General features: G+C 42.4%; 36 protein-coding genes and 1 tRNA gene. 31 read left to right on the top strand and 6 right to left on the bottom strand.

Translation table 11 applies throughout. From position 1 onward, the window contains the following. Positions 1-133 precede the first annotated feature (133 nt). The 4 genes from DXB91_RS12920 to DXB91_RS12905 all read left to right on the top strand — a co-directional run bounded on the left by DXB91_RS12920 (position 134) and on the right by DXB91_RS12905 (position 2,690). A complete protein-coding gene (locus DXB91_RS12920) occupies positions 134-706 on the top strand; it encodes an electron transport complex protein RnfA (protein WP_015533099.1) in 573 nt (190 codons plus the stop codon). A gap of 13 nt (positions 707-719) precedes the next feature. Continuing rightward, positions 720-1,505: an RnfABCDGE type electron transport complex subunit B gene (locus DXB91_RS12915; RefSeq protein ID WP_015533100.1), complete on the top strand. Its 786-nt coding sequence runs from the start codon at positions 720-722 to the stop codon at positions 1,503-1,505. A gap of 100 nt (positions 1,506-1,605) precedes the next feature. Continuing rightward, the gene (gene nrdR / locus DXB91_RS12910; protein WP_015533101.1) at positions 1,606-2,073 is read left to right on the top strand and encodes a transcriptional regulator NrdR; all 468 of its coding nucleotides are present in this window, start codon (positions 1,606-1,608) and stop codon (positions 2,071-2,073) included. Continuing rightward, a complete protein-coding gene (locus DXB91_RS12905; RefSeq protein WP_015533102.1) occupies positions 2,070-2,690 on the top strand; it encodes a YigZ family protein in 621 nt (206 codons plus the stop codon). Before nrdR ends, DXB91_RS12905 begins: the two co-directional genes overlap by 4 nt. Here the strand turns inward: DXB91_RS12905 and DXB91_RS12900 are convergent. The 4 genes from DXB91_RS12900 to DXB91_RS12885 are packed head-to-tail and all read right to left on the bottom strand — an operon-like array spanning position 2,641 to position 5,722. Continuing rightward, positions 2,641-3,630 (bottom strand): ABC transporter permease, encoded by a 990-nt coding sequence (locus DXB91_RS12900; protein WP_118018384.1) that lies wholly within the window; start codon positions 3,628-3,630, stop codon positions 2,641-2,643. The genes DXB91_RS12905 and DXB91_RS12900 overlap by 50 nt on opposite strands. 18 nt (positions 3,631-3,648) lie before the next feature. Then, positions 3,649-4,764: an ABC transporter permease gene (locus tag DXB91_RS12895; protein WP_118018382.1), complete on the bottom strand. Its 1,116-nt coding sequence runs from the start codon at positions 4,762-4,764 to the stop codon at positions 3,649-3,651. Between the two features lie 19 nt (positions 4,765-4,783). Then, positions 4,784-5,449: an ATP-binding cassette domain-containing protein gene (locus DXB91_RS12890; RefSeq protein WP_118018380.1), complete on the bottom strand. Its 666-nt coding sequence runs from the start codon at positions 5,447-5,449 to the stop codon at positions 4,784-4,786. Beyond that, a complete protein-coding gene (locus DXB91_RS12885) occupies positions 5,450-5,722 on the bottom strand; it encodes a hypothetical protein (RefSeq protein WP_015533105.1) in 273 nt (90 codons plus the stop codon). A gap of 191 nt (positions 5,723-5,913) precedes the next feature. Here DXB91_RS12885 and DXB91_RS12880 point away from each other — a divergent pair, with 191 nt between their 5' ends. From DXB91_RS12880 to yajC, 3 genes are all read left to right on the top strand, one after another. Then, positions 5,914-7,536, top strand: a complete 1,623-nt coding sequence (locus DXB91_RS12880) for a S1C family serine protease (protein ID WP_243003568.1) — start codon at positions 5,914-5,916, stop codon at positions 7,534-7,536. A 310-nt stretch (positions 7,537-7,846) separates the two neighbouring features. Further along, on the top strand, positions 7,847-8,980 hold the full coding sequence (gene tgt / locus DXB91_RS12875) for a tRNA guanosine(34) transglycosylase Tgt (RefSeq protein WP_015533107.1): 1,134 nt from the start codon (positions 7,847-7,849) through the stop codon (positions 8,978-8,980). A 19-nt stretch (positions 8,981-8,999) separates the two neighbouring features. Next, positions 9,000-9,374: a preprotein translocase subunit YajC gene (gene yajC, locus DXB91_RS12870; protein ID WP_015533108.1), complete on the top strand. Its 375-nt coding sequence runs from the start codon at positions 9,000-9,002 to the stop codon at positions 9,372-9,374. Positions 9,375-9,409: 35 nt separating this feature from the next. Here yajC and DXB91_RS12865 read toward each other — a convergent pair whose 3' ends face one another. Beyond that, positions 9,410-10,327 carry a PHP domain-containing protein gene (locus tag DXB91_RS12865; protein WP_118018376.1) on the bottom strand — a complete coding sequence of 306 codons (918 nt, stop codon included), beginning with the start codon at positions 10,325-10,327 and terminating at the stop codon, positions 9,410-9,412. A 356-nt stretch (positions 10,328-10,683) separates the two neighbouring features. Between DXB91_RS12865 and DXB91_RS12860 the strand changes: the two genes are divergently transcribed. Both DXB91_RS12860 and DXB91_RS12855 read left to right on the top strand, forming a co-directional pair. After that, entirely contained in the window at positions 10,684-11,385 is a 702-nt protein-coding gene (locus tag DXB91_RS12860; RefSeq protein ID WP_004853825.1) for an iron-sulfur cluster assembly scaffold protein, read from the top strand. A gap of 29 nt (positions 11,386-11,414) precedes the next feature. Further along, entirely contained in the window at positions 11,415-12,425 is a 1,011-nt protein-coding gene (locus DXB91_RS12855; protein WP_004853826.1) for a GGGtGRT protein, read from the top strand. A gap of 124 nt (positions 12,426-12,549) precedes the next feature. Here DXB91_RS12855 and DXB91_RS12850 read toward each other — a convergent pair whose 3' ends face one another. Then, positions 12,550-13,779 carry a tyrosine-type recombinase/integrase gene (locus DXB91_RS12850; RefSeq protein ID WP_118018374.1) on the bottom strand — a complete coding sequence of 410 codons (1,230 nt, stop codon included), beginning with the start codon at positions 13,777-13,779 and terminating at the stop codon, positions 12,550-12,552. A 129-nt stretch (positions 13,780-13,908) separates the two neighbouring features. On the opposite strand from DXB91_RS12850, the gene DXB91_RS12845 reads away from it, so the two are divergent. The 22 genes from DXB91_RS12845 to DXB91_RS12750 all read left to right on the top strand — a co-directional run bounded on the left by DXB91_RS12845 (position 13,909) and on the right by DXB91_RS12750 (position 24,155). Continuing rightward, positions 13,909-14,220 (top strand): DUF6431 domain-containing protein, encoded by a 312-nt coding sequence (locus DXB91_RS12845; protein ID WP_118018372.1) that lies wholly within the window; start codon positions 13,909-13,911, stop codon positions 14,218-14,220. Positions 14,221-14,300: 80 nt separating this feature from the next. Further along, complete coding sequence (locus DXB91_RS12840) at positions 14,301-14,570, top strand: hypothetical protein (protein ID WP_118018370.1); 270 nt, start codon at positions 14,301-14,303, stop codon at positions 14,568-14,570. After that, the gene (locus tag DXB91_RS12835) at positions 14,567-14,986 is read left to right on the top strand and encodes a hypothetical protein (protein WP_118018368.1); all 420 of its coding nucleotides are present in this window, start codon (positions 14,567-14,569) and stop codon (positions 14,984-14,986) included. The genes DXB91_RS12840 and DXB91_RS12835 overlap by 4 nt, the downstream gene beginning before the upstream one ends. 52 nt (positions 14,987-15,038) lie before the next feature. After that, positions 15,039-15,329 (top strand): hypothetical protein, encoded by a 291-nt coding sequence (locus DXB91_RS12830; RefSeq protein ID WP_118018366.1) that lies wholly within the window; start codon positions 15,039-15,041, stop codon positions 15,327-15,329. Positions 15,330-15,601: 272 nt separating this feature from the next. Continuing rightward, positions 15,602-15,778: a hypothetical protein gene (locus DXB91_RS14215; RefSeq protein WP_158564621.1), complete on the top strand. Its 177-nt coding sequence runs from the start codon at positions 15,602-15,604 to the stop codon at positions 15,776-15,778. Positions 15,779-15,841: 63 nt separating this feature from the next. After that, positions 15,842-15,916, top strand: a tRNA-OTHER gene (locus tag DXB91_RS12825). A 65-nt stretch (positions 15,917-15,981) separates the two neighbouring features. After that, on the top strand, positions 15,982-16,206 hold the full coding sequence (locus DXB91_RS12820) for a hypothetical protein (protein ID WP_118018364.1): 225 nt from the start codon (positions 15,982-15,984) through the stop codon (positions 16,204-16,206). 52 nt (positions 16,207-16,258) lie between these two features. Then, the gene (locus DXB91_RS12815) at positions 16,259-16,642 is read left to right on the top strand and encodes a hypothetical protein (protein WP_118018362.1); all 384 of its coding nucleotides are present in this window, start codon (positions 16,259-16,261) and stop codon (positions 16,640-16,642) included. Between the two features lie 71 nt (positions 16,643-16,713). Continuing rightward, entirely contained in the window at positions 16,714-16,890 is a 177-nt protein-coding gene (locus tag DXB91_RS14210; protein ID WP_158564620.1) for a hypothetical protein, read from the top strand. Between the two features lie 344 nt (positions 16,891-17,234). After that, entirely contained in the window at positions 17,235-17,516 is a 282-nt protein-coding gene (locus DXB91_RS12805) for a transposase family protein (RefSeq protein ID WP_118018358.1), read from the top strand. Between the two features lie 54 nt (positions 17,517-17,570). Next, the gene (locus DXB91_RS12800; protein WP_118018356.1) at positions 17,571-17,786 is read left to right on the top strand and encodes a hypothetical protein; all 216 of its coding nucleotides are present in this window, start codon (positions 17,571-17,573) and stop codon (positions 17,784-17,786) included. Between the two features lie 335 nt (positions 17,787-18,121). Beyond that, a complete protein-coding gene (locus DXB91_RS12795; RefSeq protein ID WP_118018354.1) occupies positions 18,122-18,934 on the top strand; it encodes a DUF6353 family protein in 813 nt (270 codons plus the stop codon). Positions 18,935-18,947: 13 nt separating this feature from the next. After that, complete coding sequence (locus tag DXB91_RS14205) at positions 18,948-19,115, top strand: hypothetical protein (protein ID WP_158564619.1); 168 nt, start codon at positions 18,948-18,950, stop codon at positions 19,113-19,115. Beyond that, positions 19,108-19,917 carry a DUF6353 family protein gene (locus DXB91_RS12790; RefSeq protein ID WP_118018352.1) on the top strand — a complete coding sequence of 270 codons (810 nt, stop codon included), beginning with the start codon at positions 19,108-19,110 and terminating at the stop codon, positions 19,915-19,917. The genes DXB91_RS14205 and DXB91_RS12790 overlap by 8 nt, the downstream gene beginning before the upstream one ends. 75 nt (positions 19,918-19,992) lie before the next feature. Next, positions 19,993-20,298, top strand: a complete 306-nt coding sequence (locus DXB91_RS12785; protein WP_118018350.1) for a hypothetical protein — start codon at positions 19,993-19,995, stop codon at positions 20,296-20,298. An 89-nt stretch (positions 20,299-20,387) separates the two neighbouring features. Beyond that, complete coding sequence (locus tag DXB91_RS12780; RefSeq protein WP_118018348.1) at positions 20,388-20,936, top strand: hypothetical protein; 549 nt, start codon at positions 20,388-20,390, stop codon at positions 20,934-20,936. 14 nt (positions 20,937-20,950) lie between these two features. Beyond that, positions 20,951-21,142, top strand: a complete 192-nt coding sequence (locus DXB91_RS12775) for a hypothetical protein (RefSeq protein ID WP_118018346.1) — start codon at positions 20,951-20,953, stop codon at positions 21,140-21,142. A gap of 9 nt (positions 21,143-21,151) precedes the next feature. Further along, the gene (locus DXB91_RS12770) at positions 21,152-21,772 is read left to right on the top strand and encodes a hypothetical protein (protein ID WP_118018344.1); all 621 of its coding nucleotides are present in this window, start codon (positions 21,152-21,154) and stop codon (positions 21,770-21,772) included. 3 nt (positions 21,773-21,775) lie between these two features. Further along, positions 21,776-22,072, top strand: a complete 297-nt coding sequence (locus DXB91_RS12765) for a DUF6378 domain-containing protein (protein ID WP_118018342.1) — start codon at positions 21,776-21,778, stop codon at positions 22,070-22,072. Then, a complete protein-coding gene (locus tag DXB91_RS12760) occupies positions 22,062-23,000 on the top strand; it encodes a DUF6353 family protein (RefSeq protein WP_199413836.1) in 939 nt (312 codons plus the stop codon). Before DXB91_RS12765 ends, DXB91_RS12760 begins: the two co-directional genes overlap by 11 nt. Before the next feature lie 106 nt (positions 23,001-23,106). Further along, a complete protein-coding gene (locus DXB91_RS12755) occupies positions 23,107-23,610 on the top strand; it encodes a hypothetical protein (protein WP_118018340.1) in 504 nt (167 codons plus the stop codon). Beyond that, complete coding sequence (locus DXB91_RS12750) at positions 23,610-24,155, top strand: hypothetical protein (protein ID WP_118018338.1); 546 nt, start codon at positions 23,610-23,612, stop codon at positions 24,153-24,155. Before DXB91_RS12755 ends, DXB91_RS12750 begins: the two co-directional genes overlap by 1 nt. Positions 24,156-24,179 lie beyond the last annotated feature (24 nt).

The raw sequence follows: 24,179 nt of genomic DNA, 5'->3' as shown, positions 1-24,179 counted from the left end.
CATCAACGGATCAGCCGACGGAAGCAGAGCAGCCAGAACACTCTGCAGAGAACGAGCCAGCAGATTCCGACATAAAGCTCAAGGAGACAATGGCTCATATAAAGAAGAAAAAAGGAAAGGGAGGTAAGAGATAATGAATATTTTATTGTTAGCCATCGGAGCGGCACTTGTAAATAATGTTATCCTCAGCCAGTTCCTCGGACTGTGTCCTTTCCTTGGAGTGTCCAAGAGTGTCAACACAGCAACCGGAATGGGAGCAGCGGTTGTGTTCGTCATGACCATAGCTTCATTTGTCACCAGCGTTGTGTATTACGGCATACTGAGAAGATTCGGACTTGAGTACCTCAACACCATAGTGTTCATCCTTGTGATCGCAGCACTTGTACAGTTTGTTGAGATGTTCCTCAAGAAGAAGGTCAAGTCATTGTATGAATCACTTGGAGTTTACCTTCCACTGATCACGACCAACTGTGCCGTGCTTGGTATCGCTCTCTCAAATGTACAGAGCGGTTACGGTATACTTGAGAGTACCATCAACGGATGTGGCTCTGCAGTCGGATTTACTATAGCCATAGTGATACTTGCAGGAATCAGAGAGAGACTTGAGCACAGCCCTATACCTGAGGCGTTCAAGGGAACCCCTATAGTTCTCATCACATCAGGTCTTATGGCGATCGCGTTCTTCGGTTTCTCAGGATTGATATAAGGAGGGTGCGGATATGACAGGAATATTGATAGCTGTGGCAGTCGTCGCAGGCGTAGGTATTGTGATAGGTATCCTTCTGGGGGTCGCAGGAGAGAAATTTAAGGTAGAAGTAGATGAGAAAGAAATAGCAGTAAGAGAGCTCCTTCCGGGAAATAACTGCGGTGGATGTGGTTATCCGGGATGTGACGGACTGGCAGCGGCCATCGCCAAAGGTGAGATGCCGCCATCAGCGTGTCCTGTTGGAGGCGAGGCAGTGGCAGCGAAGATCAGTGAGGTCATGGGCGTGGAAAACGCTGAAAATACAAGGTATGTGGCATTTGTCAAGTGTGCAGGAGACTGCGAGAAGGCGAAGGATGTATACGAGTATGTTGGACCAAGGGACTGTAAGCTGGCACAGAACAATCCAAACAGCGGTCCTAAGGCATGTACATATGGATGTACAGGTTATGGCTCATGTAAGGCAGTATGTGAGTTCGGGGCTATTGACATTATAGATGGAATTGCGGTAATTAATAAGGAGAAGTGTAAGGCATGCGGCAAATGTGTCACAGAATGCCCGAGACACTTGATAGAGCTGGTTCCATATGATGCAGAGAGACTTGTCAGATGTAATTCCCATGACAAGGGTCTTCAGGTCAAGGCAGCCTGCAGCGCAGGATGTATCGGATGTACACTGTGTGCAAGGAACTGTGAGGCTGGAGCCATCACGATAGACAGAAACCTTGCTCACATAGATCCGGAGAAGTGTACAAATTGTGGTGCATGTAAGGCCAAGTGCCCAGTAAAGATAATATCGTAAGAAGGTCCCTCCGAAGGTGGGAGATTTCTTGCGATGACGCGGACGCCGCGCGGAGCGCCTCTAATGCGTCTGCACTATAATATCGTAAGGAGAAAATTATATGAGATGCCCATTTTGCTCAGCAGATGATACAAAGGTTATCGATTCCAGACCAGCGGAGGATGGAAGTGCGATCAGAAGAAGAAGACAGTGTGACGCCTGTGGTAAGAGATTTACCACATATGAGAAGGTGGAGACCATACCTCTCATAGTCATCAAGAAGGACAAGAACAGAGAGACTTATGACCGTTCCAAGATAGAGTCAGGTGTCATAAAGTCATGCCATAAGCGTCCGGTTTCAGCGGAAGCAGTCACAAAGTGCATAGATGACATAGAGAACACCATCTTCAACATGGAAGTGAGAGAGATAGAGAGCACGACCATAGGTGAGATAGTCATGGATAAGATCAAGGATCTTGATCAGGTAGCCTATGTAAGATTTGCATCAGTGTACAGAGAGTTCAAGGATGTGAATACATTTATGGATGAGCTGGGCAAGCTGCTCACCAGCAATTCGGAGAAGCGATGATAGAGACATACAACACGATATTACAGGAGGGGCAGGACGAGATAGTCGAGAAGAAATCACGATTCATCGGCTATGCAGTCCCTGTGTCCTCGGAGGAAGAGGCATATGCCTTTGTCGAGAAGATCAGGAAGCAGCACTATGATGCACGGCACAACTGCTATGCATTTGCCATAGGCAGCGAGAATACATTGCTAAGATTCTCTGATGACGGAGAACCGCAGGGAACGGCTGGAAAACCCATCCTGGAGGTTATCACGGGGAATGCGGTGGTTAATATATGTATAGTGGTCACAAGGTATTTTGGTGGAACACTGCTCGGAACAGGTGGTCTTGTGAGAGCATACACCGAGGCAGCCAAGCTTGCACTGTCTGATGCGGGTATACATAAGATGCAGCTTATGAAGCTGGTGAAGATAACCACGAACTACAACGATTCGGGTAAGGTACAATATCTTCTCAGCAACAGTGATGCACTGATAGACAGTACGGATTACACTGCAGATGTGTGCTTCAATGTGGCGGTGCCGGCTGACAGCTATGGATGTCTGGTAAAGCAGATCACAGAGTCTACATCTGCGAGAGCATTGATAGAAGACTCAGGAGAAGAGTACAGATGATGATGAATGGCAGAGCTATAGTAAATATCTTATAGCGCCTGAATATCACTCTGAATATGAGTGCAGCAGCAAGGCTGATGACTGACACTGCGGCGATATGCAGCAGGACATTGAGACAGCCATTGGTGCCGGAATATATGATCAAGGATATAAAGCTGATAATGGCAGCGGGAATAATTCCCGCTGCTATATTTTTTACACAGAATCCGGCTTTTTTTCTGGAGGAGAGGATAGAGTAAGCCCCACAGTCCAGATCCCGGAGATAGTTCTGAAGTCCCAGGAGAGAACATACGAACAAAGTTATGTAAACCAATATTTCCACAGGAAAATTGTTTGGCGCAATATCTGTTGATGCCGTGTATTTTCCGGTGAGTCCGCTCTCGATGGTGAAAATGTCCTCATTTTCGATATATCCCTTAAATCTATCACTGATGTATTCTGACACCTGGGTCTCGTCGTATGGGACATTTGCCAGATAACGATCCTGGAGCATACATACAGACATGTCTGCCGCATATGCATACAGGAGGGCGGCATACACGGATTCTTCGGACACAGACTGGAATGAGCTTCCATCGGTTGTATACACGGTTATGTGGCGCTTCCCGTCAGAGTGGATCATTGATTCACTGAAACCATCAGGAACCATGTACGCGGAGTCGATCCTGCCGGATGCTACATCATCCTTCATGTCTTTCAGGGATTCATAGTGCCTGAAGGTAAATCCCGTGGATGTCGATGTGAGATACGACAGGAAAGCATCCGTGTGTTCGTCAGAACTTTCAATATACACGCCGGACACGATCTCGGTGCTTTGCTTTCTGGCTGGCAGAAGGCTCACAGCGATCAGCACAGCGGGGATGACCAGCAGAACGACGATCATGGCGGGACGGCACAGTATTCTCTTTATAAGTAAGTTTATCTGTCTTATATGGTTCATAGATGTATCTCCGTAAATTTATGATAAATATATGCACAGTGTCTGCACAAGCTTATTGAGCAGCGATCCATGGCATATATCCTTTGCAAAGTTTGGAAGCATGGCTTCCGGTATGAATAAGCCGCTCACATAGGCCAGTATGACAGTGACCACAGTGAGAAGCAGTGTGCAGCCGTGTATCCCTGCGGGAACCAGACTTATTAGCAGCGTATATACCGCGACACATGTAGCTATGACGATTCCGAACAGTATCCCGCTCATGTGGATATTTACATGCAATTCATCGATAAACAGTGATGCCAGGGCGAGAGCCATGTATACAGTTATATAAAGGATATACAGCCATATGAACATGGATATGAAATTGCTGACATTGCGTCTGACTTTGCCAATTCCCTGTGACCTGAGCTTTGTTATGTAAGAGGCTGGGAGGTCGAGCAGGAATGGGAAGAAAACAACGCTGCACAGCATCATCATGAGAAGGACCGCCGCACTTATGTAGAAGTCGGTGGTATTTGCTGCTCTGGTTGCATTTATCTTGTCGACGGTGAAGTTGGCAGTCCTGTCAAGAACATTCGTCATGAACATGGCATTTACATCGTTGCTGAGCGTGTCCTGAATATCCTCGGGAAGCTCCATGTTCCTTCCTATCGCCTGAACCGAATATATGGCCGCCTGGGATATGCCGAGCATGGAGGAGGTGGAGCGGAAGAGGTCATTCAGCACAAATGTATCGATGGACTGGTTGTCAGAATAGTATACCTCGACAGGTGTGTTCGTTCCGTCCATGATGTCGCTTATGATATTGTCAGGGACGTAGATCACAGCGAACAGGTCTCCGTCAGAGAGCCTTGAAAGGGCTGTATCCTTGTCTGAAAATTCTGTGAATACACATGATGAGCGATAGCTGTCCATATCAGATATCGTGTTGTATGCCATCTGTGCGAATTTTGAATCTGCACTCATCACGATTCCGATTGAAAGTGGTTCGGAGCGGTCATCAGAGTAGATAAAAGAGTTCGCGTTTAACGCAAGACACAGGAAAACCGTCATCATGACAAATGCTGCGACTACCATGTATATTCCATAATGAGCTATTCTTTTCAAATCAGTTCGTATAAGTCGGTAAAACATAAAACTCCTTTAGATAAAGCTATGATCTGATCAGATTGATGTAGGTTTCAGGTGAGGTGTATCCGGGTGAGATATTTCTGTCTATGGCCAGTTGGATGTGTCCATTTTTCAGTGTGTATATCTTGTTGCATATATCCAGCGCAGATGTCTCATGTGTGGCGATGATGACACTTCCTCCATGTGATATGTAATTCTGGAGATAGCTCAGTATCCCGTTCTTGCATAGAAGATCAAGCGAGGCCAGAGGTTCATCGAGAAGAAGCAGATCCGGGTCAGACATCATCGTGATGGCAAGGCTTAGCCTCTTCTTCATTCCACCGGAGAGCTTTGAGACACGTTTGTCCAGAAATGAATCCACACCGAGAGACTGACATATGCTCATATTGTGGGAGTTCATGATTGTTTTCCTGCTTCCGGGGTGCCACAGTCTGATGTTGTCAATGGCTGTGAGTTCCGGTATGAGTGGATTGTCCTGTGGGAGCAGAGCAGCATTTGCCTGACAGTCGAAACCGAAGTACCCTGAGTCTGGCTTTATGTTTCCGGATAGTATTCCCAGCAGGGTGGATTTACCCGATCCGTTGATTCCCAGCAGGGCGATGCATTCACCCGGGGATACGGACAGTGACACATATGTCAGAATTTTATTTTTGCCGTAGCTTTTGCTCACTGAAGAGACAGAAAACATCTAGTATTCCTCCTCTATTACCTGAAAATCAAGGTAGTCAAAATCTATATCCTCCACAAAGTTATCCGCTGTGAATCTGGTTCTGGCGTGGTGGATAAACTCATCCTTATTCTTCTTAAGCCACACCGGCTTTGCCAGGTCAAACTCGTAGCACATATCCTCAAGGGCCTTGTATACCTTGTGGGTACGCGTCATCTCGTAGTCGGATATGCATATCACGGTATCCTTCATGAGGTGGTTATCTTTTATAAGTTTTCCCCATACTCTAAACATATATTATCCTCCATAAGGGTTATTTGAGATTATTTGAGATCGTACCTGACTAGTATATAACATTTGTGCACAGAATTAAAACAATAAAGACACAAATATGACACATTTACTGCGTATAGTAACAACTGTAAGAAAGAGAAAGGTACCGATTACAGGAATTAAGATAATAAAGATGCGAAAGGATGATAGAGATGGAACAGGAAAACAAGAACCAGATGAATGGAAATAGTGGTCAGGCACCACAGCAGGATGGTCTGTATCATTACAGCTATATGAACAACAGTGGAGATTCAAGATTTGACAGACCTTCAACAAATGCTTCACAGCAGACACAGAATGTTCAGGGCGCACAGTCAGCGCAGAACAATCAGACAGCCGGTGTACATGGCTCAGCACAGAACAGTCAGACGGCCGGTGCGCAGGGTTCAGCTCAGAACGCTTCATATTCAGGTTTTCAGAGAAATGTAAATGGCATGGAAGCATGGTATGACAGCCAGAGAATGAATCAGGGGTATCAGAATCAGGCAGGCAATCCAATGAACAATATGGGAACAGGAAAGCCTTCAGATAACAATATGAGACAGAAGAAGGCAAAAGATAAGAAGCCAAAGAACAGGAAGAGCGGATTTGGCAAGAAGGCAGCAAGTGTGGTTGCAGCGGCTGTTGTATTCGGACTTGTGGCAGGCGTTGTATTCCAGGGGGTCAGATATGGATCGGATAAGCTTCTCGGCAAAGATTCGCAGACCACAACAGAGCAGAGTGCTGAGGGTTCAACAGAGAACAATGCACCACAGCTCAAGCAGGCATCATCAGACACGACAAGTACAGTGTACGATGTGTCAACGGTTGCCAAGAAGGTTATGCCTTCCATCGTATCGATCACAGGAACATACGTAACAACATATGATTACTGGTTCAATTCATATCAGCAGGAGTCAACAGGAGCCGGTTCAGGTATCATCATCGGCAAGGATGACCAGTACCTGTATCTTGCAACTAATTATCATGTGGTACAGAATGCTAAGTCACTGTCAGTTACATTTGTCGATGATAAGAGTGCAGAGGCAACGGTAAAGGGATACGTTGAGAACAATGATATAGCAGTTGTCACAGTCAAGCTTTCGGACATATCAGATGACACTTTGAATGAGATAAAGGAGATTCAGGTAGGTTCATCGGATGATCTTACAGTAGGTGATCCTTGTGTGGCAATCGGAAATGCACTTGGATATGGACAGTCAGTTACAGTTGGATATATAAGTGCACTTAACAGAGAGATAAGTGCTTCAGATGAGACAGTAAAGGTACTCCAGACAGATGCAGCCATCAACCCTGGTAACAGTGGTGGTGCCCTTGTCAACATGCAGGGCGAGCTGATCGGTATCAACACAGCCAAGTATTCAGATACAAGCGTTGAGGGTATGGGCTATGCACTTCCTATATCAGATGTACAGGATATAATCAATGACCTGATAGCAGGCAAGAATGTGTCAAATGATGGAACAACATCAGGACAGGCTTACCTCGGTATATCTGCCCAGACCATCACAAGCCAGTACGCACAGCTCCTGAACATGCCTGAGGGTGTATATATCTCATCAGTTGAGCAGGGTTCAGCAGCAGAGGAGTGTGGACTCCAGTCAGGAGATATCATTTGCAGCCTTGACGGTGAGGACATAGCAGATATGGAGACATTCCACGACAAGATCGTGGCCTGCAATCCTGGCGATAAGGTAACTATCGTATACTACAGAAACAACAATGGTAACTACGAGAAGCAGACTGCTACAGCTACGCTGAAGGAGAAGCAGTGATAAGTCAGATAATTCAGTGGTGATTTAGCACGGAGCTAACAGAACTGAAAGCCTATAGATTGATATAACGGCACCTGTAAGTGAAATTACAGGTGCCGTTTTGTATGTAAGATATGTGGCTGTCAAAATTGTAATCTGCCTGCATTGTATCGGAAGTCCTCGTATTCATCCGGTATGTGGTCAAGTTCGGCGGTAAATGCCTGTGGATTGTAAATTTGCTTGCAAATATACTTTAAATGGTGCATTATAAAGAGTACGCTAAAGTATAGCGTAAGATTCGGAAGAATGAAAAAGAAAGGTTTACATAACAATGTACAAAATACTTTGTAAGGATGGAAGGGCAAAGAGAGCTGAATTTCAGACTGTTCACGGAACAGTGCAGACACCTCTGTTCATGAATGTTGGAACGGCGGCAGCCATAAAGGGAGCTGTGGCAACAACGGATCTCAAGGACATAGGATGTCAGATCGAGCTGTCAAATACATATCATCTCCATGTGAGACCTGGGGATAAGATAGTCAAGCAGATGGGCGGTTTACATAAGTTTATGTACTGGGACAGACCGATACTCACTGATTCAGGCGGATTCCAGGTATTCTCCCTGGCGGGACTCAGGAAGATCAAGGAGGAGGGCGTAACCTTCAATTCCCATGTCGATGGACGCAAGATATTCATGGGACCTGAGGAGAGCATGCAGATACAGTCGAATCTGGCATCTACAATAGCCATGGCATTTGACGAGTGTGCCCCTGCACTGGCTGACAGACAGTACGTGGAGAATTCTGTTGCGAGAACAGCCAGATGGCTTGTCAGATGTAAGAATGAGATGGAGAGACTTAACAGTCTGCCGGATACGATCAACAAGAATCAGCTATTGTTTGGAATCAATCAGGGTGCCATATACGAGGATATCAGAATAGATCACGCCAAGAGAATCAGCGAGCTTGATCTTCCGGGATATGCCATAGGAGGACTTGCAGTAGGAGAGACAGCAGAGCAGATGTACCACATACTCGATGTGACCGTTCCGTATCTGCCTGAGGACAGACCGACATACCTCATGGGTGTTGGAACCCCTGCAAATATACTTGAGGCGGTCGACAGAGGTGTTGATTTCTTCGATTGCGTATATCCATCCAGAAATGGACGACACGCCCATGTGTACACGAAGCATGGCAAGATGAATCTCAAGAATGCGAGATTTGAGACAGACGACAGACCTATAGAGGAGGGCTGCGGATGCCCTGCATGCCAGCACTATAGCAGAGCGTACATCAGACACCTGCTCAAGGCAAATGAAATGCTCGGTATGAGATTTTGCGTCTTGCATAATTTGTATTTTTATAATAATATGATGAAAGACATCAGAGAGGCTATAGAAGAAGGAAGATATCAGTCATATAAGAAATCGATGCTTGAGAGCCTTGCTGGTGGAGAAGAGTAATCAAAAAGGAGACCAGAGAATGAATTCACTTTCAACAATTTTATCATCGTCAACAGGAACACAGGCCAGTGGCGGTTCATCAGTTATGTTTATTGTTGTATATATTGCCATATTTGCTGCAATCATTTACTTCATGATGATCAGACCACAGAAGAAGCAGAAGGCCAAGACAGACCAGATGCTTTCACAGATGGAGCCTGGTGATAATATCATGACAACCAGTGGTTTCTACGGAACCATCCTTGATGTGGTTGATGATTCAACTATCATCGTAGAGTTTGGTAACAACAAGAACTGTCGTATACCGATGCACAAGAGCGCTGTTGCAGAGCTTGAGAAGCAGGGATCATCAACAGTCACAGATGATGATAAGGATAAGAAGTCAAAGATATAATAAAGGTATCATCAGAGTAAATAAAAAAGCGGTCATTATACAGTGACCGCTTTTTTTATATCCTGAAATACAGCTTCCGTGATCCGAAGGCCGCCCCTTCCGGTTCCCACGGATATGTCGGGTTTGGCTGCGCCGTGGAAGTCGGAACCTCCTGATATGAGGAGCCCGTGTTTTCTGGCGATCTCCCTAAGCCTTCCGGATTCATAGGCATTGTTGGAAGAGTGGTAGACCTCAAGCCCTGAAAGGCCATATGGCTTCAGTTCTTCAAGCATGTCCTCTATCTGTTTATATCCAAATCCGTATATGAGGGGATGGGCGATGAAGGCAGCCTTGCCGTAGGTTCTTATGAGTCTTATGGCATCGGCGGCCGGTGTGTCTGGTGTTGGAATGTAATATTTGCATTTCTTGCCCAGATACTTTTTGAACGCCTGGTTCATGTCCCTGCATACGCCTTCGGCTATGAGAATTCTGGCAAAATGAGCTCTTGTGACGACAGTATCAGGATTGCCATGCTGCAGCTTCTCCATGGTCATGTCTATTCCGTCGGCGCGGAATCTCTCACACATCTGCTCGTTTCGGTCGTATCTGGCCTGTTTGATGGCGGCAAGACGGGAGATGAGCTCAGGGTTCTTGTAGTCCATATAGAAGCCCAGAATGTGGATTTCCACACCGTTGTAGATGGCGGACATCTCTATGCCGGGAACTACCTCGATATGATGGTCACTGCTGTCAGAAAAGCCAGAGCAGTTGGTGGAATCACTGTTCTGGATCGGAGGAAGAGTGCTGTTCCAGTTATCTGCATATGTGATTGCATCTGCTACGCCGTCCACTGTGTCGTGGTCGGTTATGGCGATCGCTGCAAGATTCCTGTCAATGGCAAGCTGGCACACCTCTGATGGGGTGCAGGAGCCGTCGGAAGCGGTGGTGTGAAGGTGCATATCTATAAATCTCATGTTGAAAACCTCCGTTTTTATTTTTTATATCATGTATCTGAGCAGCGTCTGAAGCGGCGCATGTCTGGGTTGAATGTGCTCTGACAGAAGTATTGTATATCAGATAAATACATATGTTCAAGTGAATATGGTTACGGTCAAATGATATAAGCGGACATATGAACCCTGACAACTGTGCCTTGTTAAAAACTTTCTCAATAAGGCGCGCTGTACTTGATAAAGTACACGCAAATGCGACAAAAATTTTCAATAAGCTATGGACTTCATAACTGTTTTGTGAGAAAATACCACTGATGGTTTGAATTAGAGAATTCGGAACCGCTTTTAAGAATTCATATTTTGAAAGGAGTTTCACAATGATTTACACTAAGGAAGTTGAAAACATGTGCCCTGTAGCAAAGGGTGCAAAGCATGAGCCAGCTCCTATCCCAGAAGAAGGAAAGTGGGTTTACTCAAAGGAAATCAAAGACATCTCTGGTTTTACACATGGTGTAGGCTGGTGTGCACCACAGCAGGGTGCCTGCAAGCTTTCACTTAACGTAAAAGAGGGTGTTATCGAGGAGGCTCTTGTCGAGACTATTGGATGTTCAGGTATGACACATTCAGCAGCTATGGCAGCTGAGATTCTTCAGGGTAAGACAATCCTTGAGGCTCTCAACACTGACCTTGTGTGCGATGCTATCAATACAGCAATGAGAGAGTTATTCCTTCAGATCGTATACGGACGTACACAGAGTGCATTCTCAGATGACGGACTTGCAGTTGGTGCCGGACTTGAGGATCTTGGAAAGGGTCTTCGTTCACAGGTTGGTACAATGTATGCAACAAAGGCTAAGGGTGTTCGTTACCTTGAGATGGCAGAGGGCTATGTAACAGGAATAGCACTTGATGCAGATGACGAAGTTATCGGATATCAGTTCGTTTCTCTTGGAAAGATGACTGACTTTATCAAGAAGGGTGATGACCCTAACACAGCTTGGGAGAAGGCTTCAGGTTCATACGGACGTGTTAAGCCAGAGCAGGGCGCTGTTAAGATCATCGATCCACGTAAAGAGTAGTCGGAAATAGAGGAAAGGAGAACGAGACAATGGCATTATTTGAATCATATGAAAGAAGAATAGACCAGATAAACGCTGTACTTAACAGCTATGGAATCAGCTCAATCGAAGAAGCTGAGAAGATCACAAAGGACGCTGGACTTGACGTTTACAATCAGGTAAAGGGTATTCAGCCAATTTGTTTTGAGAATGCTTGCTGGGCATATACAGTAGGTGCAGCAATCGCAATCAAGAAGGGATGCAGAAAGGCAGCAGACGCAGCAGCAGCTATCGGCGAGGGTCTTCAGGCATTCTGTATACCAGGCTCTGTTGCAGATCATCGTAAGGTTGGTCTTGGACATGGTAACCTTGGTAAGATGTTACTTGAGGAGGAGACAGAGTGCTTCTGTTTCTTAGCAGGTCATGAGTCATTTGCAGCAGCTGAGGGTGCTATCGGTATCGCTGAGAAGGCTAACAAGGTTCGTAAAAAACCTCTTAGAGTTATCCTTAACGGTCTTGGTAAGGATGCAGCTCAGATCATCTCAAGAATCAATGGATTTACATATGTTGAGACAAAGTATGACTACAAGAAGGCTGAGCTCAATGTAGTATACGAGAAGGCATATTCAGATGGTATCCGTGCAACAGTTAAGTGCTACGGCGCTGACGATGTTCAGGAAGGTGTTGCTATCATGCACAAGGAGAACGTTGGTGTATCTATCACAGGTAACTCAACAAACCCTACACGTTTCCAGCATCCAGTTGCAGGTACATACAAGAAGGAGTGTATCGAGCAGGGTAAGAAGTACTTCTCAGTAGCATCAGGCGGTGGTACAGGACGTACACTTCACCCAGATAACATGGCAGCAGGTCCTGCTTCATACGGTATGACAGATACTCTCGGACGTATGCACAGTGATGCACAGTTCGCTGGTTCATCATCAGTTCCTGCACACGTAGAGATGATGGGACTTATCGGAATGGGTAACAACCCTATGGTTGGTGCTACAGTTGCTGTAGCTGTTAGTGTTGAGGAAGCTGCTAACGCTGGTAAGTTCTAATATTTGGCTTAAAATAAGGCTTTTTAATGGTATGGTGTAGGAATAAAAAGTACAAAATAGTAGTCTATTCGTACAATATTCCTACACTGTTCCTACAACATTATTCGTACAGCAAAATCGCATCCTATTTTATTTTTTCTATTTCGCTTTTCAACCACTCAGGTTCTCTTTGTGTGTATACACGCTCTGTTATGTCATCTATCTTATGCCCTACAATGTACTTGATCGCGTATTGATCTACTTCAGCTTTTTTAGCCATAGTTACAAAATGTTTTCTTGGGTCATGCGCTCTGTGATCTGGATTAAGTTCTAACTGATCACGAATCTTGTCAAAACGATGCCTATATTTATCATATGTTAATTTCCAAGAATACCTATGCGTTACGGTGTCTGTACAATTTAACAAATATTCGCTCCCCATATCTTTAGCTTGGTTATATCTTGCTGCGACAAGTTCTTTTATTTTTGAATGAATTGGAACTGTTCTATTTTCACCAGCTTCAGTTTTCATGCCGCCAATCATGTATCCATTTTCAAGATCTACATTTTCAAGTTTAATTAACCCTAATTCTTGAGGACGCCATCCTGAATAACATTGAATTATGACTATATCAATGTACGGCACCTTATATAAGTTGTCCCAGAGTTTATCCATTTCTGCCTGGGTAAATGGTATATGCCCAGAGGTTTGTTTTGTTTTTGCCTTTTGTACATCATCAGGAATATTGAAGGTTCTGGCATAATTTCTATCTGCAATCTCATATTCCAATGCATAGTCAAACATCAGATTAAACATGGATTTAATTCGACTTTGGGTTTCGGGGGAGGCATGCCTTATCTGACCGCGATATTCGTATATACCATCGGTCATACATCCCTTAATATGTCTTGCACGTACATTTCGAGCTTTCATATTATAGATAGATGAACAATAATTCCAAGCGGCTTTTATTGTACGTTCACTCGATGGACTTTTTAATTCTTCAAAATACTGAGTGGACCATTTTTCATATAATTCAGCAACGGTAATATCATTATCCAGATCATACGGATTTTTATTATATTCCACCAAGGCAGCATAGGCTTTGTTATATGTTGGGTAATAGCCTAGTATTTTTGTCTTATATCTCATAGTTACAGTATCCCGTCCTACGGTAACCATTACTCTATATTTATTTCTAAGTCTTGAGTCACTCAATTCCGAGATCTGTCCAAAACCATTTGGCAGTTTCGGGTGTTTCTTTTTTGAAGTTTTCCTAACAGGAGTACTGCTTGTTATGGGATATCCGCAATGTGGACAATTCATTGCCTTATCACTCACTTGTAGTTCGCATTCAGGACACTTTATAAGCATTTTTATTTCTCCTCTCTGAGTAAGATTGTGGGTGTTAGCATATACTAAGATGTACGATCTTACAATTAGTACAATTGCCGAAATTTAGGGTTCCATTTCGTATCCTAGATTAGAAAAATGGGGTATTTTATGATTCTTGACGGAGCAAAATTTTGTCCAGAATGTGGGGGAGAACTACGATATTACGATAAAATCAAGCGTATAGTACGGTTGCGGGGACATAAAAGCAGATATATAGACATAAAGCGCTACAAGTGTAGGGTTTGTGGCAAAGTGCACAGAAGTATTACCGAAGATATTTTTCCTTTCAAACAATATGAGGCGGAGATTATCAATGGAGTAGTCGAAGGACTGATCACGCCGGACACTTTAGGGTTTGAGGACTATCCAACAGAGACGACCATCAAGGAATGGAAGAAAGATTTTGGAAAAGATAAATAGCTGGAAAATTTTACCACTTGAGTCCGTTTAACAAACTGGTATTTGGTAGCCTAGAATTGTGGGTGAAAGGAGGTACTCAGATGGATGGTACAGAAGAAAAGATAATTGAATTCATAGCTGGATCGGTCCCGGTAGCTGTGGCAGCCAAAGTATATCATAAAGATGCTACTTGGGTTCGTGCTGGGATTATCAAAGGGTGGCTACCAATAGGGATAGCGACTCGAGATGGAAAAGTTGTAACAGAACTGGATGATCTAAGGATAAGTCATGGACGTATCAACTTCTATATTTCTCCAAAGAAATTGTATGAAGAGACAGGATATGTTTGGAAGGGGGAACGAAAGATATGAGTACAACAATAAGAGCTAATATTTCACAAAATAGTAAGTATTGGATTGAGAAGCACAGATACTATGAACTCAAGCATTTTTGTTTACAGTATCCAATATGGCACAGTGCTTATATTTCATTAGACGGATTGAGTCAGCGACCTGATGCACTTGCAAGTATAGGTAGAACGTATATGCATGGTGATCCGACAGCGAAGTGTGCTGAGGCAAAAGCGTTTTTCTCAGAACGTATGGACCTTATAAGAGATGCAGCTGAGCAAGCGGATGAGGAACTTGCTGATTACATTTTGCATGGCGTGACAGAGGGGGTGTCGTACAATACGTTGGTTACCCGTATGGACATCCCTTGTTCAAAAGATACGTATTATGATAGATACAGAAAGTTCTTCTGGATACTAAATAAGACGCGAAAATAACAACTCCTATAATGAAACCATTAGGTTCGATAAAAACGAAGGAGGATTAGTTATGAAAGTAAAAACTAACGTGTCAACTATTTTGGTATCAGAGGAGAATAGGTATGTAAGTCTTGGGTTAAATATACCAGACATTGAAGAAATTCAAATTTTTGATGTGAACTTTATAAAGAACACACATAATTGGGGGATAACGGTTGTTGACCCGGATGGGAAAACAACTACAAAGCTCACAAAAATATGTAAAAATTCTTTGGAGGTTGAGATCTTTTTTGACGAGTATGATTTTGAAATGCTTGTGTATTATGACAACGATAGTCATACATATGAAATACTTTTTTAGTACTAGGTATTAGTTGGAAAGCGGGAGTTGCTAAGGATTTTTACAGCAACTCCTTTGTTTTTTTCTGTTGTCAAGTCTTGTTTTATATTTATTCGGTATTATAATTGCCTTACATATTGAATGGAAGGGGTGATTATAATGGATAGAACTATGGTAGTAGAATACTTTGACGGTGAGAAGAAAGTTAGAAAAATTATAGTTTTAAAGTAGTTTCGCTAAAATAACAACTCCTATAATGAAACAATAAACTTTCATTTAAGGAGGAAACTATTATGGACGAGAATAATTATATCAAGTTAAAATGCGAAGTAGGCGAGTTAATTGGGAAAGTAAGCGAGTTGGAGACTAAGGTTAAAGCTCAGGACGAATTAATCGAGTTACTTACAGACACATTGATAGAATTACAGGGAACGGTAGCAGGACTTGAAGAGAAGATTTATAGTAAGTAGAAAAGACGAGGATTCCACATGGAGTCCTCTTTTTATTTTCGCGAAAATCACAACTCCTATAATGAAAAGTTAGCTCAATTGGCAGAGCAACAGAGGTTTATCCACTGTAGGTTGTAAGTTCGATTCTTACACTTTTCTTTTTCCGTACGCAGGTGACGGAGAAACAAGTTATATTTATATAACCCAAGGAAGGAGGAAATAGTATGTGGTGGTTGGATTGTGTGGCAATAGTCTTTGGAACTATTGTAGTAACTTGTATTGTAGATTATATACGCGACAGGAAGAGTGTATATGGGCGTTTTTCAATGGAACAGACAGACCCAGAGAATGAGCCAGAACGATATTCAGTACATGTTATGATCCCAACAAATAAACTTTTATTGGACAAGAAACGTATCATTTTGCTCAGGGACGATTCGCGCAAATAACAGACTCTATTATGGTAATGTAGGAAAATTATATTTTAAGGAGGATTTTACTATGCAGGAAGTTAAGGAGAAGTTGAAAGGTGAGATTCTGGAAGAGATTGACGCTTTGAATGATATCGATATGAATTCAGAAGACTACAATCCAGCAGTTCGAGGAATTGGAGAGCTTACCGACAAATACATTGAGCTTGAGAAGATTGAGGCTGATAGAGCTAAGAGTGAAGCTGAGCTTGCACTTAAAGCTGAATCAGATAAATCTGAAAAGCACAGTAGATGGGTCGGACATGCTCTGACAGGACTTGGAATACTGGCTAATACTGGGCTTTTGATCTGGGGGGTCATAACAAACGTCAAATTCGAAACGGAGGGAAACATACCTTCAACTGAATCAGGAAAAGCTGCGTGGCGTGAAATTACAAGTTTTAAAAGAAAGTAATTAGGACAGAACCAAAATGAGAGAGGGCTCTTAGCAAGGGCTCTTTCTTTTTATTTTAGGAGGAAAACATAATGAATATAAGCAAAGAATTAAAAGAAACATTACGTAAGTTGTCTGAGCATGTGCCAGAAAAGATAAAACCTCGAATGATATATATTACCACCAGTAATGCTCTGGACATGGTTACGCGATATAAGGACGGTCTCGATTTCAATAAGGAGTTTGAAAAACATGAGATATCACTATGAAAAGCCAAGGCACTATACATCTATGTATGGGGTTATATATGCTTGTGATCATCCAGTATATGACCAGTGTACTTTATATTTGATAGAGAATCTGGGATTGGCAGTCATCCAGCAAAGATACGATCCTGATACAAAGCGAACTTGGTGGGGCGAGATAGATCCGTGGTTGGTAGATAGCATATATCTTGCAGAAGGATTTAAGCAATTTTTTGATGTCCGTGCCGGATTGCGTAGTGATGGACATTATCCCACAGTGACGGTAAGGCAAATCATGCATGCATTACGGATGAAGCCATTACCAAGAGCAAGATGGGAGACCTGTTTTGATAGGAGGGATATTTGAAATGAATACAGAAACAGAAAAACTTATAGATGTACTGCTCGATATGAAGGAAAAATTGCATTTAACATATCAACAACTAGCTGATATCTGGCAAGTAGATTTATCTACTGCGAAAAGTAAGTTGCGGGGCGATTCAAGAGTAACTATTCGAGACATGGTTATGCTGACTAATTATTTTGGGTATGAATCGTATATTGGCATTGCACCCTGTGCCAGGGTATACATTCATATAACTACCAAGACAATGACATACTATAAACGTTTTTATATGGATCTTACATAATTCGCGAAAATTACATCCCCCTTTATGAACATATATTTTAAGGAGGAATGACAGATGAGGACTTTAGCAAAAGAACGAAAACTGACATTATGGGAGCGTATAGTTATGAACTTACAGCGGACATGGCGTAATAAGATATTTGCATTGTGCATGTTACTAGTAGGTCTTATAGCAATATTAGCTACTGGAGATGGAACAGGTTCAGTATTCTTGACAGCTATAGCAATACCGATGTTTTTCGCTAGAGAAGATGTATGGCGGAATCATTAGAACAAAGGTGGGAGGTCTATGGAATCATAGATTTCTCACTTTTATTTTTGGATTCGCGAGTTTTACGGCCTCTATAATGAAGGAGGTGACAATTATGTTTTTAATATTACTGTTACTAATGATCGCATTGATTTTAATAGCAGTTACAGTGATTGCCGTCAGTGTAGGTGGTAGTGTATTCATATTGGTATTCAGCGATGTGATTGTATGTATAGGATTTATTATCTGGTTAATTGTCAAACTGATAAACAGAAGAAGATAATTATAGGGGACTCAGTGCTTAATGCATTGGGTCTTTTATTTTTTATAAATACATTTTTAAAGGAGGAATCTATATGAAAGGATTAGTACCATGTGCAAAGATATTTGTGCGAAAACACTCACCCACGATATTAACACTATTAGGCGCGGTTGGTGTTATTGCGACAGGTATATTTGCGGCAAAAGAAACACCCAAAGCCATGAGAAAGCTGAAGAAAGAAGAGCTTCGGAAAGGCGAACCGCTGACGGTCAAGGAGAAAATAGTTATTGTTACGCCAGTATATGTTCCAACAGGTGTTATTGCAGCATCTACTATTGCTTGTATCATTGGTTCAAATGTCATTAGCCATCAGAGACAGGCACAGCTTATGGCGGCATACACAATGGTAAGGGAAACCTTAGCGCAGTATCGTGGGGAAGTTGTAAAGAGATATGGCGAAGATGTTGATAAGGAGATAATGAGCGATATTTCGAGAAAATATTACGATTATCACCAAATCAATAATACAACACCTGACAAGATATTTCATTTTTGTGAGCCTGTTACCGGACGGTACTTTGACATGTATGAACGAGAACTTATGGACGCTGAATACCATATAAATCGAAATTATGTATTACGCGGGTACGTGGTATTTAACGAATGGCTAGAGTTTCTAGGACTTCCGCCAGTCCCGAATGGGAATGACATCGGTTGGAGTATCGACAGTGGTATGTATTGGATTGATATGGCTCATACAAAAACAAAAGAGAAAAAAGACGGCGAGCCTGTATATATGTTGGATTATTTATACGGACCAGATGAAGATGCGTTAGAGGAGTGGCGAGATGCATCGTATGTATCCGAACCATATGGTGACATGTTACCATCTTTTGCTGAAGAATAAGGAGGATTAGCTAATGAAGAATAACAAATGGTTAAAAATATTAGGCATGGTTGTACCAGTGTTAAGTTTTGGCATATCCATGTTGTCAGATCATGTGCAGGAGAAGCAGACCGAGGAAATGGTCGAGGCTAAGGTAAACGAAGCCATGAATAGAATCGAGAAGGAGAATTGCGATGAATAAATTTACGAAAGTCATGAATAAAATGGCTAACAAAGCTGGAAAAAATAGCCCTGCAATACTGATAGGCTTGGGTATTACATCAGCAGCAGGTGCAGTTATATTTGCTATCAAAGGCACAATAGCTGCAAATAAGAAAGTCGAAGAGGTAAAAGAGGCTAAGATAAACGAGCTCATGGAGGAAGAGGTCGAAGATATTCCTGTAGAAGTGGAGCTCACAAAGAAAGAAATCGTACAGGCAACGTGGAAGTGCTACATTCCAACAGCTATATCGTTCACCACATCAGTGGTATGTATTATATGTGCCAACAATGTGAATGCTAAGCGGAATGCAGCTATAGCTACAGCATACTCTATGTCTGAAGCAGCATTGCATGAGTATAAGAACAAGGTGATCGAGACTATTGGTGAGGAAAAAGAGAAAGAGATAGCAAAGGCAGTTGTTAAAGATAAAATCGAGAAAGCACCAGCACCAAATACACAGGTTATCGTAGCGGGGGACGGAGAGCAGCTTTGTCTGGATTATATATCTCAAAGATATTTTAAATCTGACAGAGAAACACTTCGCGCAGCAGTAAATGACCTGAATGAGATACTGAATAGTTGTGACTATGTATCTTTGAACGACTTCTACGATAAGATTGGGTTGGAAAGGACATCAATCGGTGATGAGATTGGCTGGAATGTAAGTAGAGATGGGCTCATTCAGCTAGATATCACTGGTGATATTGCAAAGGATGGTCGTCCGTGTCTTGGAATAGGCTATCGTGTAGCTCCGAGGTACGAATATTCCATGTATCACTGATGCAAATTCGCGAAAATTACAAGTCATATTATGAGACTATAAGTCAAATAAATTATATTTTAGGAGGATAAAACTATGGAGAACAACGAAGAAATCATGAACACAGAGATGGAGAATGAGGTAAACGAGGTTAGCGAGTCAAACTATGATAACACTGATTCAACAGAAGGCGGATCTACAGCTGGAGGAATCGTTATTGGACTTGGAATAGCAGCAGTCGGCGGATTAGTCGCATTTGCTATATCAAGAAGAAATGAGATACTTCAGAGGAGGATCAAGAATCTGGAGAAGAAGGGTTACAAGGTTGAGAAACTGCCTGAGCCAGAAGATGAAATCGACGAGGACGAAGATACAGTTGTCGACATGAAGAAGGCTAAGTAGAGTTATTTACGACATAGTCAAAGCAAGGGGGATGCCTTATTACAAGGTGTTCTCCTTTTTATTTTGCATATTTTTTAGGAGGAAACATCATGAAGATAGAAATAAATGCGGGTAGTTTGCTGGGTGTGGTAGTAGGACTTATTGGCACAGGCTTTGCTATTGGGTCTACGCTGAAAATGAGAAAACTTGCAAGAAAGCTGGATAGGACTGTCGATCAGGTAATTGATTCATCTGAGATAGAGTTGTCTGAAACTGTTGTAAATAAGGCGGTTGCTAAGGCCGCTGATAAAGCCGCAGTCAAGGCGGTAACGTCAGCAACAAAAGAAGCAATAGGTGCAATAAAGGCTGACATCAGCAAACAGGTATCTGATGAGGTGTACAAGTCATATTCAGATGTAAGTGCTGCTGTAAAGACAAGGGTTGCCACAGAGGTAGCAAAGATAGACAGGGATAGACTTTCCAATGAAATACGCAAGGAAGCCAAAGAGGCTGTGCTGACTAAGTTCAACAATGATCTGGATGATATTTTGGAGAAATACAACACAGATTTGAGTAACATATCCAAGATATATCAGTCCATATCATCGTCGATAGCAGCAAACAGTTCACCCGGTATAGCACGTACCGCGTTGTTATAAAGGAGGGCATGCCTATGGCAAGATATTTATACAGAGGTCCAGTGATGGAGTTTGATAGGTGCATAGTCAACAACTGGACAGGGCAGACTGAGGCTCCATCAGAGGCAAAAGCTAAGAGCAATCTTAGTTACCAGTTTAAAAAATATAATAACCGAACAGCAAATACAAAGATAACATTGCCAGGTAAGCTGTTAAAGGTTAGTTAGGAGGAGACTATGGCTGAAGTTAAATTACCAAGTAATTCCCATAGAGCTAGAATCGAGGCAGAGAAAAAAGCTGAAGAACCGAATAAGAAAGAAGTACAGAAAGTTGTTTCTGGAAAGGTCGTACGAAAAGAGAACAAGGGTCGAAAACTCACGGACGCAATCATTAGTGATGACGTGAAGCATGTAAAGTCGTATGTTGTTTTTGAGGTTCTTATCCCGGCATTTAAGAAAGCTATATCGGATATTGTTACCAATGGTATTGACATGATTCTGTATGGCGAGACCGGACATACAAAGAAATCGGGTAGTTTGCGATCGGATTATGTGTCATACAGGTCATATAGCGATTCGTCAAGAGAACGAAGATACGTGGATAGTAGATCTGATAGTGACTACGACGACTTGATATTTGAGCATCGTGGATCAGCAGAAGATGTACTGGCACATATGGAAGATATTCTTGACGAGTATCATCAGGTATCGATAGGTGATATGTATGATCTGGCAGGCGTTACGTGTGATTATACATACAACGATTATGGATGGACAAGCCTCAGAGACGCAGAGGTGGTCCGCATAAGAGACGGATATTACATAAAGTTGCCTAGAGCAAAGGCACTCAGGAGGTAAAGCATGGATAAGAATGGTATTTTAGATAAGGCAAAAACCATTATAAATGGTGAACGACAGGGTACGTATGGCAATGCAGAGGATAACTTTACAAGCATAGCTGCATTTTGGAGCACATATCTTAATACTTCAATCGACAGCACAGATGTTGCCAATATGATGATCCTTATGAAAGTAGCCAGAAACTCAAGTGGCGTATATAAGGATGATAACTATATTGATATTTGCGGTTATGCAGCACTCGGAGGTGAGATTGCTGCTAACACAACAAAAAAGGAGGACGATATAAATGAAGAGTAAATTCTTATCAAAGATGGCAGTAGCAGCCAATAAAGCTATATTTAAGACCAGGCAGCATAGCCCGGAGATATGTATGATCGTTGGAGTAGTAGGTACGGTAGGCAGTGCAATATGGGCATGCGTGGCTACAAGAAAACTTGACGACGTTATGGAGGATTCCCATAAAAAGCTCGATTCTGTTCATGAAGATATCAAGGCTATCGAAGACGGCGAAGAGACAGAGTACACGATGAAGGACTGTAAGAAGGACCTTACAACTATCTATATGCAGACTGGTTGGGAGCTTACGAAGCTCTATGGGCCATCCATATTACTTGGTGCCTTATCCATCGGTAGTATGATTACGTCCAACCGAATCCTCAGACAGAGAAATGCAGCTCTTGCTACGGCTTATATGACTGTAAATAAGTCATTCAAAGAGTATAGAAACAGAGTTGTTGAGAAGTTCGGAAAAGAAGTGGATCAGGAACTCAGATACAATATCCAGCACAATACCATGGAGACTGTGGTGCAGAATGAAGATGGTACTCAGACAGTGGTTACGGAGGAATATGATGTCATTGATCCAAACACATTATCACCATATGCAAGGATATACGAATGCGGGAATACCGGATGGGATGATGATCCAGAGCAGACGTTATGGTTTCTCAGACAGCAACAGAACTGGGCTAACGATAAACTCAAAGATCAGGGTTATCTATATCTAAACGATGTATTTAAAATGCTGGGATTTCAGCAGACAAAGATTGGTCATGAGGTCGGTTGGATATATGATGAAAAGAATCCAAATGGTGATAATTTCGTAGATTTTGGCATATTTGATGTCAATAATTCAGCTACACGTAGGTTTGTCAATGGGTACGAGAAGGCGGTAGTGCTAGACTTCAATGTAGACGGACCTATTACAGATTACGTATGTGCATGAAGAGGTTTTGACTCTTACGGGTCAGGTGATTGGTACAGAGATATATTTGATTACCCTCAGTTGTTTATAGGACGCTGAGGGTTGTTTTCATGTAGGAGGAACACATATGAACAATAAAGTATTGGTATTTTCATTAGGAGTTGCGGTAGGTGCTGTGGCTTCTTGGTTTATAGCAAGAGAAAAGTACAGAAAGATAGCAGATGACGAGATTGCATCTGTGAAGGAAGTATTTCAGCGTAAAAAAAAAGAGGAAGTTGAGTTAGCTGAGGAGAACGTAACATACTGTGGTCTTGTGGATACATACGATACCGAGTCAGCAGATGATGATTTGGCGGAAGATAAAGATGACAGTATGCTTCCATATACCATCGAACCTGAAGAGTATGGTAATAAGGCAGAGAACGAGTGCACAGTACTCATGTGGTATGGCGACGATATTCTGACTGATACATATGGAGTGAATGTGGACGACATCGCCAACACAGTCGGCAGAGAATTCATAGATCATTTCGGTGAGAATCCAGAGGAGCCAGATGTAGTGTATGTAAGAAATGATCGCCTTGAGATGGATTATCAGATACTTCAGTGCAACTCTGGAGAGGAGGACTAATGTATTTAGAGGATAAGTTTCGAGAAGATTATTTCAAATGGCTATGTAATATAGTCTGTGGAAAGCGGTTTGGTAGAGAAGTCTCTTACAATAAGCTGCTTTCTTTTTTATATTCTAAGGAATTCTATGCAGTAATGGCAAGAGATGAGAATAGGGCAAGTGATGGTATAGATCTTCGCAAGGAATTCATGTTTGCTAACGGTTATGATACGTCTATGTCAGACTTGGTATCTGAGCCATGTAATATCTTAGAAATGATGGTTGCACTTTCATTAAGATGTGAGCGGACGATCATGGATAATCCACAGATAGGAAATCGTACAGGTCAGTGGTTCTGGCAGATGATATCCAGTCTGGGATTACAGGGAATGCATGATAGATGTTTTGACGTTCGACTCGTACATGAGATAACAGATACATTTCTCGACAGAAAATATGACCGAGATGGCAAGGGCGGATTATTCATAATTCCAAATTGCCGAGAAGATCTCAGACGTGAGGAAATATGGATACAGATGTGTTGGTTTCTTGATGGTATATCGTGAATCAAATAATGAAAAGAGAGGGTG

Origin of the sequence: Coprococcus sp. OM06-34AC (genome assembly GCF_003462545.1) — a bacterium.
GTDB classification, from domain to species: Bacteria; Bacillota; Clostridia; order Lachnospirales; family Lachnospiraceae; genus Coprococcus; species Coprococcus aceti.
This window is presented reverse-complemented; position numbering and strand designations above follow the sequence as displayed.

Coding starts and splice junctions, on each gene's coding strand:
- DXB91_RS12920 (WP_015533099.1), top strand. CDS start 134: ATGAATATTTTATTGTTAGCCATCGGAGCGGCACTTGTAAATAATGTT.
- DXB91_RS12915 (WP_015533100.1), top strand. CDS start 720: ATGACAGGAATATTGATAGCTGTGGCAGTCGTCGCAGGCGTAGGTATT.
- nrdR (WP_015533101.1), top strand. CDS start 1,606: ATGAGATGCCCATTTTGCTCAGCAGATGATACAAAGGTTATCGATTCC.
- DXB91_RS12905 (WP_015533102.1), top strand. CDS start 2,070: ATGATAGAGACATACAACACGATATTACAGGAGGGGCAGGACGAGATA.
- DXB91_RS12900 (WP_118018384.1), bottom strand. CDS start 3,630: ATGAACCATATAAGACAGATAAACTTACTTATAAAGAGAATACTGTGC.
- DXB91_RS12895 (WP_118018382.1), bottom strand. CDS start 4,764: ATGTTTTACCGACTTATACGAACTGATTTGAAAAGAATAGCTCATTAT.
- DXB91_RS12890 (WP_118018380.1), bottom strand. CDS start 5,449: ATGTTTTCTGTCTCTTCAGTGAGCAAAAGCTACGGCAAAAATAAAATT.
- DXB91_RS12885 (WP_015533105.1), bottom strand. CDS start 5,722: ATGTTTAGAGTATGGGGAAAACTTATAAAAGATAACCACCTCATGAAG.
- DXB91_RS12880 (WP_243003568.1), top strand. CDS start 5,914: ATGGAACAGGAAAACAAGAACCAGATGAATGGAAATAGTGGTCAGGCA.
- tgt (WP_015533107.1), top strand. CDS start 7,847: ATGTACAAAATACTTTGTAAGGATGGAAGGGCAAAGAGAGCTGAATTT.
- yajC (WP_015533108.1), top strand. CDS start 9,000: ATGAATTCACTTTCAACAATTTTATCATCGTCAACAGGAACACAGGCC.
- DXB91_RS12865 (WP_118018376.1), bottom strand. CDS start 10,327: ATGAGATTTATAGATATGCACCTTCACACCACCGCTTCCGACGGCTCC.
- DXB91_RS12860 (WP_004853825.1), top strand. CDS start 10,684: ATGATTTACACTAAGGAAGTTGAAAACATGTGCCCTGTAGCAAAGGGT.
- DXB91_RS12855 (WP_004853826.1), top strand. CDS start 11,415: ATGGCATTATTTGAATCATATGAAAGAAGAATAGACCAGATAAACGCT.
- DXB91_RS12850 (WP_118018374.1), bottom strand. CDS start 13,779: ATGCTTATAAAGTGTCCTGAATGCGAACTACAAGTGAGTGATAAGGCA.
- DXB91_RS12845 (WP_118018372.1), top strand. CDS start 13,909: ATGATTCTTGACGGAGCAAAATTTTGTCCAGAATGTGGGGGAGAACTA.
- DXB91_RS12840 (WP_118018370.1), top strand. CDS start 14,301: ATGGATGGTACAGAAGAAAAGATAATTGAATTCATAGCTGGATCGGTC.
- DXB91_RS12835 (WP_118018368.1), top strand. CDS start 14,567: ATGAGTACAACAATAAGAGCTAATATTTCACAAAATAGTAAGTATTGG.
- DXB91_RS12830 (WP_118018366.1), top strand. CDS start 15,039: ATGAAAGTAAAAACTAACGTGTCAACTATTTTGGTATCAGAGGAGAAT.
- DXB91_RS14215 (WP_158564621.1), top strand. CDS start 15,602: ATGGACGAGAATAATTATATCAAGTTAAAATGCGAAGTAGGCGAGTTA.
- DXB91_RS12820 (WP_118018364.1), top strand. CDS start 15,982: ATGTGGTGGTTGGATTGTGTGGCAATAGTCTTTGGAACTATTGTAGTA.
- DXB91_RS12815 (WP_118018362.1), top strand. CDS start 16,259: ATGCAGGAAGTTAAGGAGAAGTTGAAAGGTGAGATTCTGGAAGAGATT.
- DXB91_RS14210 (WP_158564620.1), top strand. CDS start 16,714: ATGAATATAAGCAAAGAATTAAAAGAAACATTACGTAAGTTGTCTGAG.
- DXB91_RS12805 (WP_118018358.1), top strand. CDS start 17,235: ATGAATACAGAAACAGAAAAACTTATAGATGTACTGCTCGATATGAAG.
- DXB91_RS12800 (WP_118018356.1), top strand. CDS start 17,571: ATGAGGACTTTAGCAAAAGAACGAAAACTGACATTATGGGAGCGTATA.
- DXB91_RS12795 (WP_118018354.1), top strand. CDS start 18,122: ATGAAAGGATTAGTACCATGTGCAAAGATATTTGTGCGAAAACACTCA.
- DXB91_RS14205 (WP_158564619.1), top strand. CDS start 18,948: ATGAAGAATAACAAATGGTTAAAAATATTAGGCATGGTTGTACCAGTG.
- DXB91_RS12790 (WP_118018352.1), top strand. CDS start 19,108: ATGAATAAATTTACGAAAGTCATGAATAAAATGGCTAACAAAGCTGGA.
- DXB91_RS12785 (WP_118018350.1), top strand. CDS start 19,993: ATGGAGAACAACGAAGAAATCATGAACACAGAGATGGAGAATGAGGTA.
- DXB91_RS12780 (WP_118018348.1), top strand. CDS start 20,388: ATGAAGATAGAAATAAATGCGGGTAGTTTGCTGGGTGTGGTAGTAGGA.
- DXB91_RS12775 (WP_118018346.1), top strand. CDS start 20,951: ATGGCAAGATATTTATACAGAGGTCCAGTGATGGAGTTTGATAGGTGC.
- DXB91_RS12770 (WP_118018344.1), top strand. CDS start 21,152: ATGGCTGAAGTTAAATTACCAAGTAATTCCCATAGAGCTAGAATCGAG.
- DXB91_RS12765 (WP_118018342.1), top strand. CDS start 21,776: ATGGATAAGAATGGTATTTTAGATAAGGCAAAAACCATTATAAATGGT.
- DXB91_RS12760 (WP_199413836.1), top strand. CDS start 22,062: ATGAAGAGTAAATTCTTATCAAAGATGGCAGTAGCAGCCAATAAAGCT.
- DXB91_RS12755 (WP_118018340.1), top strand. CDS start 23,107: ATGAACAATAAAGTATTGGTATTTTCATTAGGAGTTGCGGTAGGTGCT.
- DXB91_RS12750 (WP_118018338.1), top strand. CDS start 23,610: ATGTATTTAGAGGATAAGTTTCGAGAAGATTATTTCAAATGGCTATGT.